Here is an 18,881-nt window from a genome sequence, read left to right on the forward strand (position 1 = left end):
ATTTACGTATGTAATATAACAATTATCAGATAGCAGTGTGAAATGAGAGCCAGTATGTCCCAGAAAAGCCCAGATTCAAATCGCCATGCCATCAGCGTCGCGCTGTTTGGCATGCTGGTCTTAACGCTGGGTATGGGAATTGGGCGCTTTCTGTATACGCCAATGCTCCCGGTGCTGCTGTCGGAAGGTCAGTTCACATTTGACCAGCTCTCCTGGATTGCCAGCGCCAACTACGCTGGGTATCTGGCAGGAAGCCTGCTCTTCTCCTTCGGGCTCTTTCATCTTCCCTCACGCTTACGCCCGATGTTGCTAACGTCCGCGCTCGCTACCGCGGGGTTGATTCTGGCGATGGCAAGCTTTACGCAGCCCGCGCTGGTGATGTTGATCCGTTTTCTGGCGGGCGTCGCCAGTGCAGGTATGATGATCTTTGGCTCAATGATCGTTCTGCATCATACCCGGCATCCCTTCGTGATCGCGGCGTTGTTCTCCGGCGTTGGCGCAGGCATTTTGCTGGGCAATGAATATGTCATTAACGGTCTGCATTTTGCGCTGTCATCGCACACCCTCTGGCTGGGCGCAGCGGCAGCATCGGCTCTGTTCTTTGTCCTACTGGTTATACTCCTGCCATCTCGCGATCATGCCCTCCCCGCCGCGGCGCCGGTAAAAACGGAACATCAGCCGATGTCCTGGTGGCTGCTGGCGCTGCTGTACGGGTTGGCCGGATTTGGCTACATCATTGTCGCCACCTATCTACCGCTAATGGCGAAAAGCGCCGGTTCGCCGCTGCTGACTGCCCATCTCTGGTCGCTGGTCGGCATATCGATAATTCCAGGTTGTTTCGCCTGGCTGTGGGCCGCCCGACGCTGGGGAGTTTTGCAATGCCTGACGGCGAATTTGCTGATTCAAAGCGCCTGCGTGGTGATGACGCTCGCCAGCGACTCCTTGCTGCTGCTGGTGATAAGCAGCGTGGGGTTTGGCGCAACGTTTATGGGGACCACTTCACTGGTGATGCCGCTCGCCCGTCAACTTAGCGTCCCGCGTAATATTAATCTGCTGGGCCTGGTCACTCTGACTTACGGCATTGGACAAATACTCGGGCCGCTATTAACCAGCCTGCTGGGAAGCGGTGCACAGGCGATCGTTAACGCCACGCTGTGCGGCGCCGTCGCGTTGTTCATTGCGGCGCTTATCAGCCTGACGCAATTATATAAACAGCGTGTCGCTTCCCCCAAAAGGGTATAATCAATAGCCTATAAACAAATATATTCGGATTAATCCGCAATTAAATGTCAACATTTAATAAACCGCAAATAATCGGTAATTACCCGCCAGACAATTTATAATTCCCGGCTGTTCATTTATAAACTCAATTTAAAATGCGTAAAAATGGACATATTAATTCAACATCAACACCATCGTCGGGAAAAGTACATGTCGTGGTTTAAAAAAATACTGCTGGGGTTAATTATTTTGGCTGGTTTAATTGGCACGCTAAAGGATTATAAAGACTTTGGCCTGTTTGGCGCACTAGGATTGTTTATTATCTTCCTGTTAACAACGACTTTCTTATGGCAATGGGCTTCTGGCAGGCTACCGGAGATAACCAGGTTACAGGCCGTATTTATTTTACTGGCCAGCGCGGTAGCCTCTATTTTTGTTATCAATATGGCCATTGCCGGAAATTTGCATGTGGATTTAATGGAAGTCATGCGCGTAACTATTACGCATAATCCGCTTTTTTATCTGATCCTCTGCGTGGTCGCATGGGTAAAAGTGGGCATCTGGCAATGGCTGTTTAGTGGTGTACAGCAGGAAGAGAGTCAGCCGGTTTAAACGCCGACAGAGGTAAAAAAGGCGTCTTAACTAAGACGCCTTTTTGCAGATCAGAACAAAAACTTAGAACTGATAGGTCAGACCCGCAACAACCTGGTTGTCGCCATCAGCGCCATCGAGCAGGTTAATTTTGTAACCCACATCAGCCACGATGTTTTTGTTGAAGTAGTAGTCTGTACCCAGCGCGACGTATTCGGTCAGGTCATTATTGTTGTTATCACGCGCGTGGACGTAAGCCACGTTCGGACGCAGACCAAAATCAAACACATACGCAGCCATCGCTTCAAAGTGCTCAGCTTTGTCCGCATCCTGAATCAGGTTGTGTGACTCGCCGTACATGGTCGCAACGTAGATAGCGTTAGCATCATATTTCAGACCCGCGCCCCAGAACTCTGCGTTTTCACCTTCCCAGTCGCTTCGTTTCTGCTGAGCCGTCACCGCGTTGGTGGTGTAAGCCGCAATGGCAGATACGCCGGAATCCGCGATGTTGTCATAGCCCAGCGAGAAGCCGTAGCCATTACCGTGCTGTTTTGCCGGGTTAGCGTTAGAGTCATCCTGACCCTGATATTGCGCGCCGACGCTCAGACCATCAACGGCACCAAACAGATTTTTGGTGCGGAGTGTTGCAACGCCAGAAGTGCGTGTAGTAAGGAAGCGGTCAGTATCTTCATAGGAGTCACCGCCGAACTCTGAAAGAGTGTCAGTGTAAGCTCCCACGTCGTAAGCGATACCGTAGTTACGACCGTAGTCAAAGCTAACGTCATGGCCATAATCCAGGCCAGCAAACGCCAGACGTGTATTGACGCCATTCTGAGAACCTTCTGCTTTAGAGGCATCAAACTGACTTTCAAATTGGCCATAACCGGTCAGTTGATCGTTGATTTGTGTCTCACCGCGAAAACCCAGACGCGCGTAGGTACCATCGGCATCGGTGCCGTCAGTCCAGGAATGGACCGCTTTTACTTTGCCGTACAGATCCAGTTTGTTGCCATCTTTATTATAAATTTCCGCTGCATGAACGGAGGTTACCCCTAATGCCATTACAGCTAATGCCACTACTGACTTTTTCATGTTATTACTCACTTTTAATTGTGAATTTTGCTATCAACTTTGTTATGAAGGCAGAATACCCGCATAAAAAAGTCCCCTATGGAAAAGGGGAAAGCCTCTAACACACCAATGAAGGCAATAATAAAGTGGCAAGACACATATCATTTAGGGTTTTAAATAAAACCCGAACAGAGAGTAATTACTTGGATTCTTCGTTTACGCTCTCATTAACAGAGCGATACAACATTAATGCTTCGGCAATAATATCTTGTTTACTTTTACGGGTTTCAAATGCCAGCGTTCGAACATATTCCCACAGAGAGGTATCAACACGGGCACTTAAAAGAACCATATCTTTTGATCGGGTTCCCCTGGCTTTTCTAATATCAGGGTAATCTCGAGAGGGCATTGTCATCTCCTGAACGCAAACACGCTTATGGCGATGAAATATGCAGTCAGTGTAAAAACAAGTCAACGGCAAAATACAGTCACAATAGTAATGAAACTGTTAATAAAACGCAGGTAAATGGAACGCTATTTCAAATGAAAGATAACTTGTTTATAGAATAAGGTGTAATCATTACTTTACATATATTCGTTTTTATTCATTTGATTAAAAAAGCTTAAATCATTGACAAAAACCATGGCCACAAATCAAAACATCATTACAGCCAATAAGTTACGCACCGTTATTAATGTCTACATTTGCGTGAAGCGTTTGTTTTTACGCGCTGTAATGTCCGACAGCCTCGCCCTGAAAGCTGTGGAAATTAGTTTGATTCTCACTTAACACAGGCGCATTTTGTCTAATAATAAGCACGTAAAGGTAAAAATAAGGTAAATAACGCATTTTTTCGCATGCAAAAATAAGTTATTTTTAATTGATATAAATCAATTTGTACCGTACAGAGGCGCAGCAAAAATCATCATCTGAGGCAATGGAAACAATTTTTTACGTGACGTTCATGACGTGAAAAGAATGTTTGTTACGCGCTACATTCTTGTGCGGAAAAGCGTCGCGCGGGCCGCTACAGCCCGCGTGGGAGAGGAAGGAAAATCAGGCGTTAACTTTATCCAGCGGCCAGGACTCGAACAGATAGCCATCAAAATCAATGTCATCAACATTGGAAAACTCCAGCAGGCGTTGTTTGACGTTTTCCAGATGCTGCCACATTGCCAGCTTGGCCGCCCGGGCATCTTTTTTGATTAATGCCGCCAGGATCTGCTTGTGGTCGCCCATCCACTCTTTACGATAGTGAGTATCGTCGAGGTGACTATGAAGCTGGATCCACATCGGGTTGTTCTCACGCCACTGCCATGACTGGCGAAACAGCTCCACCAGCATGCTGTTATGAGTAGCTTCAGCGATGGCGAGATGGAACTGCATGTCACCGCTTTCAGAGCCGTTAGGCTCGCTGGACGCCAGCTCACGCTCTTCCAGCTGTAACGCCTGGCGCATTTTGACGATATCTTCACGGGTAGCCTGCAGCGCGGCAAATTCGGCGATATTGCTTTCCAGCAACTGTCGCGCCTGCAGCAGCTCAAACGGGCCCGCATCATTGCAATGATTGACATCCGTACTGTCGATAGCCTGCGCATCCGCATTGTCGAGCACGTAGATCCCGGCGCCGCGGCGTACATCCACCAGCCCCTTAATTTCCAGCATGATTAACGCTTCGCGAACCACCGTGCGAGTGACGTTGAGCATCTCGGCAATCTCACGTTCCGGTGGCAAACGCTCACCGGGCTGGTACGGTGTCTGGACAATCAGATCGCGGATCATGGCACCCACTTCCTGGTAGGGTCTTTGTTGAGAAGTGTTCGATTTCATCGTGTTATGTCCGTCAGAAGCGTGTAATCAGATACGGTGAATAGGTATCGAACTATAGCATTTGCGGCAAGTCAAAAACAGAAAACGGGTCAACCAAATCAGTATTTTGATTGACCCGTCATAGTTCGGGGAATTAAGCGTCAGCGCTTAACGCGGCAACACACTCACGCGCGCCCAGCTCGCACAGTTGTTGATACATGGCGATAATCGTCTCAACAAAGTCGGCGTTTTCCGCCAGATCGTGACCAAAGATGCCGCTCAGCCCCAGTAACGCCGTCACGCGTTCGGCCCCCTGATACTGTTGGTTTATACGCTGGAATTCAGCCAGCATGGGGTCAACAACATCAATAACCTGTCCCTGTTCATCCACGCCATGGGTGTAGCGCATCCAACCCGCCACGCCCAGCGCCAGGTGACGCCAGCCGCTGGCGTTTTGCAGGTGCAGACGCACAGGATCCAGCAGACGCTGCGGCAATTTCTGGCTGCCGTCCATCGCAATCTGCCATGTGCGGTGGCGTAGAGAGGGGTTGCTGAAACGTTCGATCAGCAGCGTCGCATAGGCATTGAGATCGGTGCCTTCCGGCATCGACAGCGTCGGCGCTTGCTCCTGCATCATCAGCGCGAACGCCGCTTTGCGGTACGCCGGGTTGGTCATGGTATCAGCGATAGTTTCATAGCCGCCGAGATAGCCCAGATACGCGAGGAATGAGTGGCTGCCGTTTAGCATGCGCAGTTTCATCATTTCAAACGGCACCACGTCGGCAACGAACTGTGCGCCGACTTTGTCCCAGTCAGGACGACCGTTAACAAAGTTGTCTTCAATTACCCACTGGCGGAACGGCTCGCAGGCGATAGCGCACGGGTCGTAAACCCCCAACTGGTCGGCAATCTCTTGCAACGTTTCTGGCGTCGCCGCCGGAACAATGCGGTCGACCATAGTGCACGGGAAAGTGGCATTTGCTTCAATCCACTGCGCCAGCTGCGGGTCGCGCGCCTGCGCCAGGCCCAGCACCGCGACTTTCGCCACATGACCATTTTCACGTACGTTATCGCAGGACATCACGGTAAAGGCCGCCAGCCCTTGCTCACGACGCAGATGCAGCGCCTGTACGATGTAACCAATCGCCGACTTCGGCGTGGTCGGATTTGCCAGATCGTGTTTAATCAGTGGGTTATTGAGATCTAACTGACCGCTGGCGGCATCGGTGCAGTAGCCTTTTTCCGTGACCGTCAGCGAGACAATTGCCGTCTGCGGGCGTGCCATAGCCTGTAAAATACCGTCACAGCCGTCAAGATCCGGGTGCAGCGCTTCTTTCATCGAGCCGATCACTTTCAGCACGGTGTTGTCCGCGCCTTTTTCCGCCACGGTATACAACAGTTGTTGCTTGCGCAGGTTTTCAATCAGTACGCAGTCATTACCCGGCATCAGGTTAACTTCACAGATACCCCAGTCGCTGTCGGTGGTTTCCAGCAGATGGTGGGTGTACAGCGCCTGATGCGCGCGGTGAAAAGCGCCGCATCCGAGGTGAACAATGCGGGATTGCAGGCGCGAGCTGTCCCATGCTGGGCGCGCAACCGGCAGGTTGCTATTGGCAATTGTCGTTGTCATCGTGAACTCCAGAACCCGTTGAAAGACCAACGGAAGAGAAAAGAAAAACGCCGGTCAGACAGGTGACCGGCAACTCGCTTTAGCGGCTAAAGAAAGCGCGCTGGATAGCCATCTCAACGCCGCGCACTTCCGCCAGCCCTTTCAGGCGACCAATCGCGGAGTAGCCTGGGTTGGTTTTCTTTTTCAGATCGTCAAGCATCTGGTGACCGTGGTCCGGACGCATAGGGATCAGGTCCTCTTTGCCCTCGGCTTTACGGCGCTGCTCTTCCTCAACGATCGCTTTCACCACTTCGTACATGTCGACGTCGCCGTTAAGATGCGCCGCTTCATGGAAAGTTTTCGGGTTATCTTCACGCAGCGTGGAGCGCAGATGGGTGAAGTAAATGCGTGGGCCAAACTGTTTGATCATGTCGACCAGGTCGTTGTCCGCCCGCACGCCATAGGAACCGGTACACATGGTGAAACCGTTCGCCATGCTGTTGACCGTATCGACCATCCACTGCATATCTTCCACGGTGGAAACAATGCGCGGCAGGCCGAGGATCGGGCGCGGCGGATCGTCCGGGTGTACCGCCATACGTACGCCTGCTTCTTCCGCCACCGGAATAATCGCCTTCAGGAAGACGGCAAAATTCTCGCGCAGCGCGGCTTTATCGATATCTTTATAACGAGCCAGATGCTGGCGGAACTGGTCGAGCGTGTAGCCCTCTTCCGCGCCAGGCAGCCCGGCGATGATATTACGGGTCAGACGCGTTTTGTCTTCATCGCTCATGGTGGCGAAACGTTCATTCGCCTGCGCGATCTCTTCGGCGGTGTAGTCCGCTTCCGCACCCGGGCGTTTGAGGATATGCAGCTCAAAGGCGGCAAATTCAATTTGATCGAAACGCAGCGCTTTGGAGCCGTCCGGCAGGACGTATTCCAGGTCGGTACGGGTCCAGTCGAGAACCGGCATAAAGTTGTAGCACACGGTATGAATGCCGCACTGGGCCAGGTTACGCAGGCTTTGCTGGTAGTTGGCGATCCACTGCTGATAGTTGCCGGAACGGGTTTTAATGTCTTCGTGGATCGGCACGCTTTCAACGACCGACCAGACCAGGCCCGCCTGCTCAATAATCGCTTTGCGTTTGAGGATCTCATCAACCGTCCACACTTCCCCGTTCGGGATATGGTGCAAGGCGGTGACAACGCCAGTTGCACCCGCCTGACGTACATCCGCTAAGGTGACCGGATCGTTAGGACCATACCAGCGCCATGTCTGTTCCATGTTTTATTCCTCGTTTACGTTATGGACTCGACGATATGGCACATAAATTCCTCCTTTTGGTATTACATGTCAACCTGAAGTGAGAAATTGGTTAACCAAATCACGATATCTGCTGATTAGATCGCCAGATTACGGTCAGCCAGACCCGTTTCAATGTAAACATGTAACGCAATGTGACATTCATCGCATCAATGGTTAACCAATATATGTAACATCTCAACCAAAATCATAATAGTTCAACCAAATTAAGGTAGACGTTATATGCACGCTCTCAATATTCTGTGGGTCGTATTCGGCATCGGTCTGATGCTGGTGCTCAATCTAAGATTCAAAATAAACTCAATGGTCGCCCTGCTGCTGGCGGCGCTCTCGGTCGGCATGCTGGCGGGGATGGATTTAATGGAACTGCTGCACACCATGAAATCCGGCTTTGGCAGCACGCTGGGTGAACTGGCGATTATCGTAGTATTCGGGGCGGTCATCGGTAAGCTGATGGTTGATTCCGGCGCGGCGCATCAGATTGCTCATACGCTACTGGCGCGACTCGGCCTGCGCTATGTGCAGCTGTCAGTGATCATTATTGGTCTGATCTTTGGCCTGGCGATGTTCTATGAAGTGGCATTTATTATGCTGGCGCCGCTGGTGATCGTCATTGCCGCGGAAGCGAAGATCCCGTTCCTCAAGCTGGCCATTCCGGCCGTTGCCGCCGCTACCACCGCCCACTCGCTGTTCCCGCCACAGCCGGGTCCGGTCGCGCTGGTTAACGCCTACGGCGCTGACATGGGCATGGTCTACATCTATGGCATTCTGGTGACCATTCCGAGCGTGATCTGCGCCGGGCTTATCCTGCCGAAATTCCTCGGCAACCTCGATCGTCCAACGCCGTCATTCATGAAGGCCGACGTACCGGTTGACCAGAACAATCTGCCGTCATTCGGTGTGTCTATTCTGGTGCCGCTGATCCCAGCGATCATCATGATCTCCACCACCATCGCCAACATCTGGCTGGTGAAAGGGACGCAGGCGTGGGAAGTGGTCAACTTCTTAGGCTCTTCCCCAATCGCAATGTTCATTGCCATGGTTGTCGCCTTCGTGCTGTTTGGTACCGCGCGTGGTCACGACATGCAGTGGGTGATGAACGCCTTTGAAAACGCGGTGAAAAGCATCGCCATGGTGATCCTGATCATCGGCGCGGGCGGCGTTCTGAAGCAGACCATTATCGATACCGGTATTGGCGATACCATCGGCATGCTGATGTCGCACGGCAATATCTCTCCGTACATCATGGCGTGGTTGATAACCGTGCTTATTCGTCTGGCAACCGGTCAGGGCGTGGTCTCCGCCATGACGGCGGCGGGGATTATCAGCGCCGCCATACTCGACCCGGCTACCGGTCAACTGGTCGGCGTCGACCCGGCGTTACTGGTGCTGGCGACAGCGGCAGGCTCCAACACCCTGACCCATATCAACGATGCCTCGTTCTGGCTGTTCAAAGGCTACTTTGACCTGTCGGTGAAGGATACGTTGAAAACCTGGGGTCTGCTGGAGCTGGTGAACTCCGTGGTTGGGTTGATAATCGTGTTGATCATCAGCATGATTGCATAACATCGATACCGCTCTGGCTTATAGCGCCAGAGCGGTTTTCCATCCTGCCTCAACAATCCTCAATAATCAGATACACCGCCTTCACCGGGCCATGCACCCCAACCACCTTGATAAGCTCAATATCCGCCGTCGAGCTGGGTCCACTGATGATGTTAATACACGATGGCATACGCTCACCGGCCTGCGCCATCTGATGCAGTTTTTCTGCCAACTGCGCCACGCGCGGCAGGATGGTGCTTTTACGCAGCACGAAAATCGAGGACTCCGGCAACAGGCTGAGGGAGCGCCCGCGCTCCGGTGCGGAAAACAGCACCACGCCGCCGGACTCGGTCAGGCCATATTCGGCAAACACTACGCCGACTTTCGCCTGCTCGGCCTGGGTAATATTTTCGCTACCTCGCGCCGGATCCCAGACCACGGCGTTGCATTCCTGCTGCAAGCGTTCGGTGATGCCCAGCTCCACCAGCCGGCTGTCGCCGCTCAGCACCACCGGCTGCTGACCCAATTCTTCGCACAGGCGCAGCGCCGCGTCTGCGGCCTGGTCCTCGCGGGTCAGTTCGCAGCGGGCCAGCATCACTTCGCTGGCAAACTGGATAAACGCAGAGCAGCGCTGCTCGGGGCTAAGCTCGGTCAGGCGCTCGTTGGCAAAGTTGTTAACCGGTGCGGCATCCGCTTGCGGCTCGAAACGCAGCGGGCGACCCAGCGCCTGGGCGATGGTGTTTAAAAACGCGGTACGGTTATCCATTCTTTTTCTCCTGCGCCTGATGTTTCTTAAACCAGCTGCGGAAGCTCTCGCCGTCAGCATCAGGTAGATCGCGCGCCTCCATCCAGTCACCAATCGCGCCAACCTTGAGCGGCGTTTTGCCGCCATTGATAAACCAGCTCGCCGCATGCGCGCCCGCCATCATCCCGACTTTCCACAGCCCCGGATGGCTATTGGCATAGGCGAACATTTTGATCGCCCGCCGCTCGGCTTTCGGCGTAATGCCCTCCTCGGCCATCACCCGGCGATGACGCAGGATCAGTTTTGATAGCGGAATACGCACCGGGCAGACGCTGTCACAGGCCGTGCATAAAGAACAGGCGTACGGCAGGTCTTTAAAATCTTTATAGCCGCCGAGTAGCGGAGAAATCACCGCGCCGATAGGGCCGGGATAGATAGAGCCATAGCCGTGTCCGCCGATGTGGCGGTACGCCGGACAGGTGTTCATACAGGCTCCGCAGCGAATGCAGCGCAGCACATCGCGAAACTCTGAGTCCAGCACCTGCGAGCGACCGTTATCGACAATCACCAGATGGAACTCTTCCGGTCCGTCAACGTTATCCGCCTCACGCGGGCCGGTCAGCCAGGTGTTGTAGCCCGTCAAACGTGCGCCCACGGCGCTGCGCGCCAGCATGGTGATCAGCACATCCACCTCGGCAAAAGTCGGTGCGATACGCTCCATGCCCATCACCGCAATGTGCGTTTTCGGCAGCGTGGTGCACATGCGCGCGTTGCCTTCGTTGGTCACCAGGCACACCGAGCCGGTTTCCGCCACGGCAAAGTTACAGCCGGTAATGCCGATTTCGGCACTGAGGAAATCCTCACGGATTTTCTGGCGAATGAATAAGGTCATGGCTTCCGGCGTTTCCGGGCCGTCGTAGCCCAGACGTTCGTTCAGCACCCGGCGGATCTGGTAGCGATCTTTATGAATAGCCGGGACCACGACGTGCGAAGGCGGATCCTGATCCAGTTGCAGGATGTACTCGCCGAGATCGGTTTCGATCACCTGAATTCCGGCATCCTGCAGCACATGGTTGACGCCGATCTCTTCGGTCACCATCGACTTGGACTTCACCACCTTCTTCGCATTTTTACTCTGCGCAACCTGCAGAATATAGCGGGTGGCGTCTTCTTTGGTTTTGGCGAAATAGACGTGCCCGCCGTTTTCCGTCACTTTCTCGGAGAGTTGATACAGGTAAGCGTCGAGGTTGCTCAGAACGTGATCGCGGATCTGGCAGGCACGATCGCGCCAGTCTTCCCAGTGGCCTAACTCATCGACCATTTTTTGTCGATTCGCGCCGATACGCTCCTGCGCATTGGCCACGGCTTTACGCATGATCGGATCTTCTATCTGCTGACGGATGCGCAGTTTAAATTCTACATCGCTGGTTTTTATCGACATCTCTTTCTCCTCAGCGGCTCATCAGCACTTCAGCAATATGCATCACTTTGACCGGCTGGCCTTCTCGTTGCAGTCGACCGCCAATATTCAGCAGGCAGCTAACGTCCGCGCCAATCAAATATTCCGGCTTCGCATCCATCAGATGTAAGACTTTCTCTTTCACCATCTCGCCGGATATCTCGGCCATCTTGACCGAGAACGTCCCGCCAAAGCCGCAACAGGTGTCCTGATCGGCAAATGTCAGCAGCTCCAGCCCGCGCACGTTTTTCAGCAGCGTGAGCGGCTCTTCCTTCACCCCCAGCTTGCGGGTCAGGCTACAGGAGGGGTGATACACGGCGCGGCCCTGCAGGCTGGCGCCCACGTCCACCACGCCAAGTTTGTTGACGATAAAGGAGGTGAGATCCTGCATACGGGCGGCAACGTTCTCAGCACGCAGCGCCCATTCCGGTTCATCGGCAAGATACGTCGGGTAGCTTTTTACTGCGTAGGTACAGGAGCCCGCCGGAGAGATAATCGGGTAGTCGTTGTCTTCCAGCGCGGCGATCAGGTTTTTCATCCCGGGGATCGCCTCTTTGATGTAACCGCTGTTGATAGCCGGCTGACCGCAACACCCTTGCTTCTCAGGGAAATTCACGCGACAACCCAGTTTTTCCAGCAGCAAAACGGAGTCTCGTGCCATCCGTGATTTCAGTGCGTCACCAATGCAGGTAACAAAGAAATTTACATTCACAATAACTACTCCATTGCTTCATTTCTGTTTGTTGCGCTTGATATCGCTATATCAAGCAAAGGTTCAGCCGTAATTCACGCCCAGTTTTCTGTTTTTTGGTTCTACCAACGCCTGGGTTCATGGTGATGCTCTGATCGTTTTCCTTTGATGACGACTCTCCTCTTCTTATATCAGGACAGTCGCAAATGTCTGTATTTTCATTTGTATGACAAAACCAAATAATCCCCTAATCGACTCACACATGCAATACCCTGGTTTATTTATTTCGGCCTCGCTCACATTTTTATATTGCAAACCACAGCGTTATTAACACCTTAGAAAACAGTTTCAGGTGATTACCACTGTTGTCACTACCATTATTAAAAAGGTTATGAAATAACTACTTATAGGTATTTAACCGGCATTTAAGTATATTTACCCGGCATTAAATTTTAATTAAAAGATTACAATAGTTACAAAACTACAAATCATAATTACTTTATTCACTGAAGCGATTCAGTTTACATACTTTATTACAACAGCAATGTAGCCTCCCCGCCATAAATATAAATCAGGTTTAATGAACCAATCGGGAATAGCAATGAACGAATATTTTATGTTTGCCCTGGCACTCTCTCCGTTACTACTGATGGTATTTTTAATATTGAAATTGAAAATGCCCATCCATTATTCCGTGCTGATCTCTTTAGTATTCACCGCCGCGCTGTCGGCCATATTCTGGGAGATGCCCGTACAGAATCTGAAAGTCGCGATAGGCTATGGCGCACTGAAGGGGTTATGGCCGATTGTGATTGTGATCCTCGGCGCTATCTTCAGTTATAACGTCATGCAGGCGACCAAAGCGCTGGATATTCTGCGCGATATTCTCGCCAGCATTAGCGAAGATAAGCGTATTCAGGTGCTGCTGATTTCATGGTGCTTTGGTGGATTTCTTGAAGCCGCGGCGGGTTATGGTACGGCGGTCGCCATTCCGATCGGCATTCTTATTGCGCTGGGATTCAACCCGCTGAAGGCGGCGATTGCCTCTCTGGTGGCAAATACCGTTCCCACTGCATTCGGCGCGGTCGGGATCCCGGTTTCTATTCTGGCGGAACAGGTTAACCTGCCGGTTTATACCTTAGGCGGAACTATTATTCTGCAGCTCGCGCTGTTTAATATTCTGCTGCCGTTTGTGATTGTCTGCATTATTGGCGGCGGCCTGAAAGCCATTCGCGGCGTATTTCTGATCACGCTGATTTGCGGTATCACCACGCTGGTTCCACAGTATTTTGTCGCTATCCATCTTGGCGCGGAATTACCTGCCTTTGCCGGGAGCCTGGTCAGCCTGCTTGCCGTGGCGATGGTCAGCCGCCTGCGCAAAGGGAAAACCGATCCCGAGTGGCGCATTGAGGTCAGCCATACCCGCGAAACCACGCCGCGTTCGGCAAAAGTGTTGTTCCGCGTTGGCTCTATCTATCTGTTTATTTTTGTGTTTATCCTGCTGTGTTCGCCACTGTTCCCGACAATAAAAGGCGCAGCGTCTCAACTGGCCTCGGTGCTGCATTTCACGTTGGCTGACGGCAAAACGATGGCGCTGAAAGTTGAATGGGTGACCACGCCGGGGATGCTGATAATCTTTGCGACCATTATCGGCGGTTTCATTCAGGGAGCGTCCGCGCGCGGAATGCTGGAAGTGTTTATCAAAACCATTTTCCAGCTTAAAAATTCCATTGTTGCGATTATGGCGATCGTCGCGCTGGCCACGGTGATGGATCTCAGCGGGATTATCTCCACGCTGGCCCAGTCGATTGTTGATTTGACCGGCAGCTCATACGTCTTCCTCGCCCCGGTGATTGGCGCGCTGGGCACGTTCGTTACCGGCAGCGATACCAACTCGAACATTCTGTTCGGCAAGCTGCAAACCATTGCCGCCAGTAAACTGCATATCGATCCCAACTGGCTGGCGGCGGCCAACACCTCTGGCGCAACGGGCGGAAAAATGATTTCGCCGCAGAGCATCGCTATTGCGGTTTCGGCCACAAAAATGGACGGCCAGGCCAACCAGATAATGTCTGGCACCATGAAATACTGCTGCGCCTACATTGTGATCCTCGGCCTGAAAGTCGGTCTGTTTTATTACTGGTTTATGGCGTAAACCCTTGTCAACCCCGTCAAATTCGCGGCAACCGTATTTGACGACGCGGTGACCAAAAAGGTTTACACCGCCCCGGGAACGGAACGGGGTGACAGACTTTACGATTTGTCGGCGCTGACTAAAATAGCGCCGATGTTTCAAATCGAGGATTGTTGTTATGTTGTTCTGGAAAAAGATGGTGAAGAAGTTCGACGCCTTTTCCGCGTTGATCCCACCACGCTACTTCCGCGTGTAATACCAGGCACTTATGCCTGATGGCGCTTCGCTTATCAGGCCTACGTTTCACACTCATTTGTAGGCCTGCGTTTCACGCTCATTTGTAGGCCGGATAAGGCGCGAGCCGCATCCGGCAGCGACAGCAGCAAATGCTCACCCCTTTCTCTTACGCAGTCCGCACGCTCTTAACATCACCACCCAAATACGCAGCCACGCAAAACGGTAGACCAGCGGATGTTGAAGCCGCAGCAATGTCAGAAACATACAGCCTCCTTGCGGCGCTACAGTACCGTTGCCTGATAGCGAATCTGCGGCTCCATTATCTGGTGACGCGCGTCTATCAGCCGCAGTTCATACGAGTCGCGCTCTTTCGTTAGTCGCATCACCGCGTCAACAACACTGGTGGTCCGCTCCAGCGCCAGCTTGTCCTCATAACCATTGAGCAGTGAGGCCAGCATCACGCTGCAAATCAAATCCCCTACGCCCACCGGCATTTTGGCAAAGCTATACAGCGGCCTGGCGATGTGTAACGTCTGTTCCGCCGTCACCAGCAGCATTTCAAACGCCTGTTTGTCACGCGAGCAGTCGCCGAGATGCTTGACCAGCACCTTCTTTACGCCCCACGACACCAGTTGCCGCGCCGCTTCCACTACCTCGTCAAAACTACGCAGTTGTCTGCCCGTCAGCACGCCCAGCTCATAGAGATTCGGTCCCATTATGTCGGCCAGTTGAATGGCGTCATCGACAAAAAAGGACTCCACGCCCTGCGCGACAATACAGCCTTTTTGCGGGTCGCCCATTACCGGATCGCAAAAATAGAGCGCCTGCGGATTACGCTGACGAATGGTGGTGACCGCGTGTTTCACCTCTTCACAATGGCGTTTATCTCCAAGATACCCGGACAATACGGCATCGCATTGCGTCAGCTTTTGCAGGTCATCCAGCCCGCTGATGATGGCGCTCAACTCACCGTGCGGCATCGCCATGCCCTGCCACATCCCGTACTGGGTGTGGTTGGAAAACTGTACGGTGTAAAACGGCCAGACATCGATCCCCGAAAGCTGCATCGGCAACACGGCGGCTTTATTTCCGGCATAGCCATAAACGACTGACGACTGAACAGACAACACGTTTTTCATTTTAACTCCGTCTAACGAAACGTTGGCAGCAGACCAAATACGTCCAGAACAACCGTCAGATAAACAACCGCCCCACAGACAATCACCAGGTTGAGCACGGTGTTATTACACGGCGCGGTATAGCTGGCGGTCGGAAAACGTTTCCGTGCCGCTTTCACCAGGAACGGCGGCAGGATCACGCTCCAGATGGTAAAGGCCAGACCGGCGTAACCAATCGCGTGAACAAAACCGTTCGGGAAGAAGAAGCACACGGCGGCTGGCGGGAAGTAGGTCACCAGCGCGGTTTTCAGGCGGCCCATGCCGTCATCCGGGAAGTGAAACAGATCGGCGATATAATCGAACAGGCCAAGCGTCGCCGCCAGCAGTGAACTGGCTACCGCGAAGTTGCCGAAGAAGGTGAGGATCAGATCCATATAACGGCTGGTGAACAGCCCGCTAATAGCCTCGACAAACACGTCGATATTGCCGCCTTTGGCAATAATTGGCGGGAACGAGGAACGACTAATGTTGCCCATCGTCACGCCCAGCCAGAAGATATACAGCAGCAGGGCAAACAGTGTGCCGATGATAATCGAACGCGTAATATTCGGGACCCCGCTCGTGCCATACAGCTTAACCAGGCTCGGCACGTTACCGTGAAAACCAAACGAAATAATGCAGAACGGCAACGTCATCAGGATATACGGCAGGTACTGCGAATCGGGCAGCGCCACCGCCACGCTATCGACCAACTTTGCCACTTCAATATGGCCAACCAGCCCGGAGAAGGTGGCAAAGAACGCGATAAACTTACCGATAATCAACACGGTAGTAATACGTCCAACCAGCAGGGAGCTGTACCAGGCAATCGCCCCGACCAGCATACTGACAATCACCACCGAGATATTCGCCGGAAAGCGCACGCCGCTGTATTTGAACACGGTTTGCGCCATCACCGCCGACGAACCGGAGATATAGGCATAGGTCAGAATATACAGCACAAAGCCGAAAGCGATACCGACCACGATATTCCACTTACGGCCTAATAAATCCTGGGTAAAGGTATTAAAACTGGCACCAGCGCCATAATGCAGGTTTACTTCGACCAGCATCAGACCGGTTAATAACATCATGATGGCGATAAAGAGAAGAATAACTGACGCACCGGGAAACCATACGCCGGCCATCGCTATCGGCAGGGAAAACATCCCGCCACCCACTACGGTCGCGATAACCAACATGGTTCCGCTAATCAGTCCGGGGGTACTACTCTGTCGCTCAATGGCATTAATATCCATGATAAATGTTCCTGTAGACTATTCGTTATAATTACAGCTGTCATTTGTACATCATGCGGATAATAAAAATGTCGGAGTCAGGGTTTACTTTTTTTAGTTATGTCACGGTAACGGGCACCGCAAAGGCTTCCTGTTCATGGAAAAGAAAGACAAAAAAGCCCCATCATGAGATGGGGCCATAATTATTATTTAGATATAGTCAAAGCGTGCAGTAAAGAAACGCAACTGCTTCGGCTCATAAATAAACTTCAGCCCGCGAATATCTTCTTTGTGCTGGTAAAGTTTAATAATACCGTCAGCCACGACATCCATATGCGCGTAGGTATAAACGCGGCGCGGAATAGTCAGACGCACGGTTTCCAGTTTCGGTCTGTGGTGTTCACCGGTCACGTTATTACGGCCCGCAGAGATAATTCCGCGTTCCATACTACGTACGCCCGTTTCCACATAGATGCTGGCGGCCAGGCTTTGCGCCGGGAACTCGTCCTGCGTCAGATGCTCGCAGAAGCGACGCGCATCGAGGAATACCGCGTGACCACCCACCGGTTCAACAATCGGTACGCCAGCGGCTTTCAGCTTGTCACCCAGGTAGCGAACCTGCTTCACGCGGTGCTCAATGTACTCATACTGCATGGCTTCGCGCAGGCCAATCGCCATAGCTTCCATGTCGCGTCCGGCCAGGCCGCCGTAGGATGGCATCCCTTCGTAGACCACGACTAACTCTTTGGCAGAAGAGAACATTTCGTCATCATTCATGCACAGGAAGCCGCCGATGTTCACCAGACAGTCTTTTTTACCACTCATGGTACAACCGTCGGCGTAGCTGAACATCTCATGCACGATCTCGGCGATGCTCTTGTTCTCAAAGCCCTGCTCTTGCTCTTTGATAAAGTAGGCGTTTTCTACGCAGCGGGTGGCGTCGTAGAACACTTTAATGCCGTGTGCTTCTGTCAGTTCACGTACCGCACGCATGTTTGCCATCGAGACCGGCTGTCCGCCCGCGAGGTTAACCGTCACCGCCAGGCAGATATAGGCAATATTCTCGGCACCTTTTTCGTCAATCAGCTTTTGTAATTTTTTAAGATCAATATCACCTTTAAACGCAATATTCAGACCGGCATCGTGCGCTTCGTCACGAACGATATCGACAAATACCGCACCATTTTTTTCCTGGTGATAACGGGTAGTGGTGAAATACATATTCCCGGCAACATATTGCCCCGGTTTAATTGCCAGCTGCGATAACAGGTTTTCTGCGCCGCGTCCCTGGTGAGTCGGAACAATATGTTTAAAACCGAACAGTTCCTGCACGGTTCTTTCCAGATGATAGAAGTTTTCGCTGCCCGCGTACGCTTCATCACCCATCATCATTCCGGCCCACTGCTTATCGCTCATTGCGTTAGTGCCACTGTCGGTCAGCAGGTCAATATAAATATCTTTTGAATTTAACAGGAAAGTATTGTAACCCGCTTCCTGCATTTTCTTAAGGCGTTCGTCACGCGGGATCATAGATACAGTTTCAACGCTTTTAATACGGAAGGGTTCTGCCGGATAATTCATTTTGTTTCTCCAGTAACAGTGGTCATGTACGTATTAATGTGAAGTAAAGCATATCGAGTTCATCAATAAAGTCTGATGAAATATAACTATTCGCCTCCTGATCCAGGGGGAGAAATAATGTGGAGGCACTATGCAAGATTTAATTGATTATGGAAATAGCCCGGTCAACATTAATCACTGGCAATAATTTAAAAAGCTGTAAATGTGAGTGATGCAAATCACACGTCATTTTTTTACCCGTTCATATTCAACGAGTTTTTTTTGCGGGTTGATTTGCCGTTTGCGGTAGTGCGCCCACAGAGGGGGGAAATACTGAAAACTTAACTTTCCAGGCTGTGCTCATAATGTATTGCTCAATGAGTACACCCCATTTTGTGAGAGTCAGATCACTTCGCGGGTTTATATTTGTGATTCACATCACTAAAAGTGTAAAGCAAAGTGTACAAAACAGTCTTGTTTCAGAGTTTA

15 protein-coding genes are annotated in these 18,881 nt (G+C 52.0%); 4 read left to right on the forward strand and 11 right to left on the reverse strand.

The genetic code is table 11. The features are described 5' to 3' along the window. Positions 1 to 54: 54 nt before the first annotated feature. Together WHR59_RS20550 and WHR59_RS20555 are read left to right on the forward strand one after the other, a co-directional pair. A complete protein-coding gene (locus WHR59_RS20550) occupies positions 55 to 1,242 on the forward strand; it encodes an MFS transporter (protein WP_213731763.1) in 1,188 nt (395 codons plus the stop codon). A gap of 189 nt (positions 1,243 to 1,431) precedes the next feature. Then, complete coding sequence (locus WHR59_RS20555) at positions 1,432 to 1,833, forward strand: hypothetical protein (RefSeq protein ID WP_043018293.1); 402 nt, start codon at positions 1,432 to 1,434, stop codon at positions 1,831 to 1,833. A 63-nt stretch (positions 1,834 to 1,896) separates the two neighbouring features. On the opposite strand, the gene WHR59_RS20560 is transcribed toward WHR59_RS20555, so the two are convergent. The 5 genes from WHR59_RS20560 to uxuA all read right to left on the reverse strand — a co-directional run bounded on the left by WHR59_RS20560 (position 1,897) and on the right by uxuA (position 7,587). Beyond that, positions 1,897 to 2,904 (reverse strand): porin, encoded by a 1,008-nt coding sequence (locus WHR59_RS20560; RefSeq protein WP_338843411.1) that lies wholly within the window; start codon positions 2,902 to 2,904, stop codon positions 1,897 to 1,899. 178 nt (positions 2,905 to 3,082) lie between these two features. Continuing rightward, positions 3,083 to 3,292 carry a hypothetical protein gene (locus WHR59_RS20565; RefSeq protein WP_043018291.1) on the reverse strand — a complete coding sequence of 70 codons (210 nt, stop codon included), beginning with the start codon at positions 3,290 to 3,292 and terminating at the stop codon, positions 3,083 to 3,085. A gap of 648 nt (positions 3,293 to 3,940) precedes the next feature. Next, entirely contained in the window at positions 3,941 to 4,714 is a 774-nt protein-coding gene (gene uxuR / locus WHR59_RS20570; protein ID WP_043018290.1) for a Uxu operon transcriptional regulator, read from the reverse strand. Positions 4,715 to 4,847: 133 nt separating this feature from the next. Then, positions 4,848 to 6,323 (reverse strand): fructuronate reductase, encoded by a 1,476-nt coding sequence (locus tag WHR59_RS20575; RefSeq protein ID WP_087050965.1) that lies wholly within the window; start codon positions 6,321 to 6,323, stop codon positions 4,848 to 4,850. Between the two features lie 79 nt (positions 6,324 to 6,402). Then, the gene (gene uxuA / locus WHR59_RS20580) at positions 6,403 to 7,587 is read right to left on the reverse strand and encodes a mannonate dehydratase (RefSeq protein WP_047406444.1); all 1,185 of its coding nucleotides are present in this window, start codon (positions 7,585 to 7,587) and stop codon (positions 6,403 to 6,405) included. A gap of 261 nt (positions 7,588 to 7,848) precedes the next feature. Between uxuA and gntP the strand changes: the two genes are divergently transcribed. Next, on the forward strand, positions 7,849 to 9,192 hold the full coding sequence (gntP, locus tag WHR59_RS20585) for a gluconate permease GntP (RefSeq protein ID WP_191213474.1): 1,344 nt from the start codon (positions 7,849 to 7,851) through the stop codon (positions 9,190 to 9,192). A gap of 49 nt (positions 9,193 to 9,241) precedes the next feature. Here gntP and WHR59_RS20590 read toward each other — a convergent pair whose 3' ends face one another. Genes WHR59_RS20590 through WHR59_RS20600 form a run of 3 tightly spaced genes read right to left on the reverse strand, consistent with a single transcriptional unit; the run spans position 9,242 to position 12,087 of the window. Next, the gene (locus tag WHR59_RS20590) at positions 9,242 to 9,937 is read right to left on the reverse strand and encodes a lactate utilization protein C (RefSeq protein ID WP_338843412.1); all 696 of its coding nucleotides are present in this window, start codon (positions 9,935 to 9,937) and stop codon (positions 9,242 to 9,244) included. Beyond that, entirely contained in the window at positions 9,930 to 11,357 is a 1,428-nt protein-coding gene (locus WHR59_RS20595; protein ID WP_199994952.1) for a LutB/LldF family L-lactate oxidation iron-sulfur protein, read from the reverse strand. Before WHR59_RS20595 ends, WHR59_RS20590 begins: the two co-directional genes overlap by 8 nt. A 10-nt stretch (positions 11,358 to 11,367) precedes the next feature. Further along, a complete protein-coding gene (locus WHR59_RS20600; RefSeq protein ID WP_043018285.1) occupies positions 11,368 to 12,087 on the reverse strand; it encodes a (Fe-S)-binding protein in 720 nt (239 codons plus the stop codon). Between the two features lie 580 nt (positions 12,088 to 12,667). Here WHR59_RS20600 and WHR59_RS20605 point away from each other — a divergent pair. After that, the gene (locus WHR59_RS20605; RefSeq protein ID WP_043018284.1) at positions 12,668 to 14,221 is read left to right on the forward strand and encodes an L-lactate permease; all 1,554 of its coding nucleotides are present in this window, start codon (positions 12,668 to 12,670) and stop codon (positions 14,219 to 14,221) included. A gap of 497 nt (positions 14,222 to 14,718) precedes the next feature. Here WHR59_RS20605 and pdxY read toward each other — a convergent pair whose 3' ends face one another. The 3 genes from pdxY to WHR59_RS20620 all read right to left on the reverse strand — a co-directional run bounded on the left by pdxY (position 14,719) and on the right by WHR59_RS20620 (position 18,413). Next, positions 14,719 to 15,576 (reverse strand): pyridoxal kinase PdxY, encoded by an 858-nt coding sequence (gene pdxY / locus WHR59_RS20610; protein WP_043018283.1) that lies wholly within the window; start codon positions 15,574 to 15,576, stop codon positions 14,719 to 14,721. Between the two features lie 11 nt (positions 15,577 to 15,587). After that, on the reverse strand, positions 15,588 to 16,853 hold the full coding sequence (locus WHR59_RS20615; RefSeq protein WP_043018282.1) for an aromatic amino acid transporter: 1,266 nt from the start codon (positions 16,851 to 16,853) through the stop codon (positions 15,588 to 15,590). 189 nt (positions 16,854 to 17,042) lie between these two features. Further along, entirely contained in the window at positions 17,043 to 18,413 is a 1,371-nt protein-coding gene (locus WHR59_RS20620) for a tyrosine phenol-lyase (RefSeq protein WP_003837154.1), read from the reverse strand. Positions 18,414 to 18,881: the final 468 nt, after the last annotated feature.

Source organism: Citrobacter europaeus (assembly GCF_037482245.1).
In the GTDB taxonomy this organism is placed as follows: domain Bacteria; phylum Pseudomonadota; class Gammaproteobacteria; order Enterobacterales; family Enterobacteriaceae; genus Citrobacter; species Citrobacter europaeus.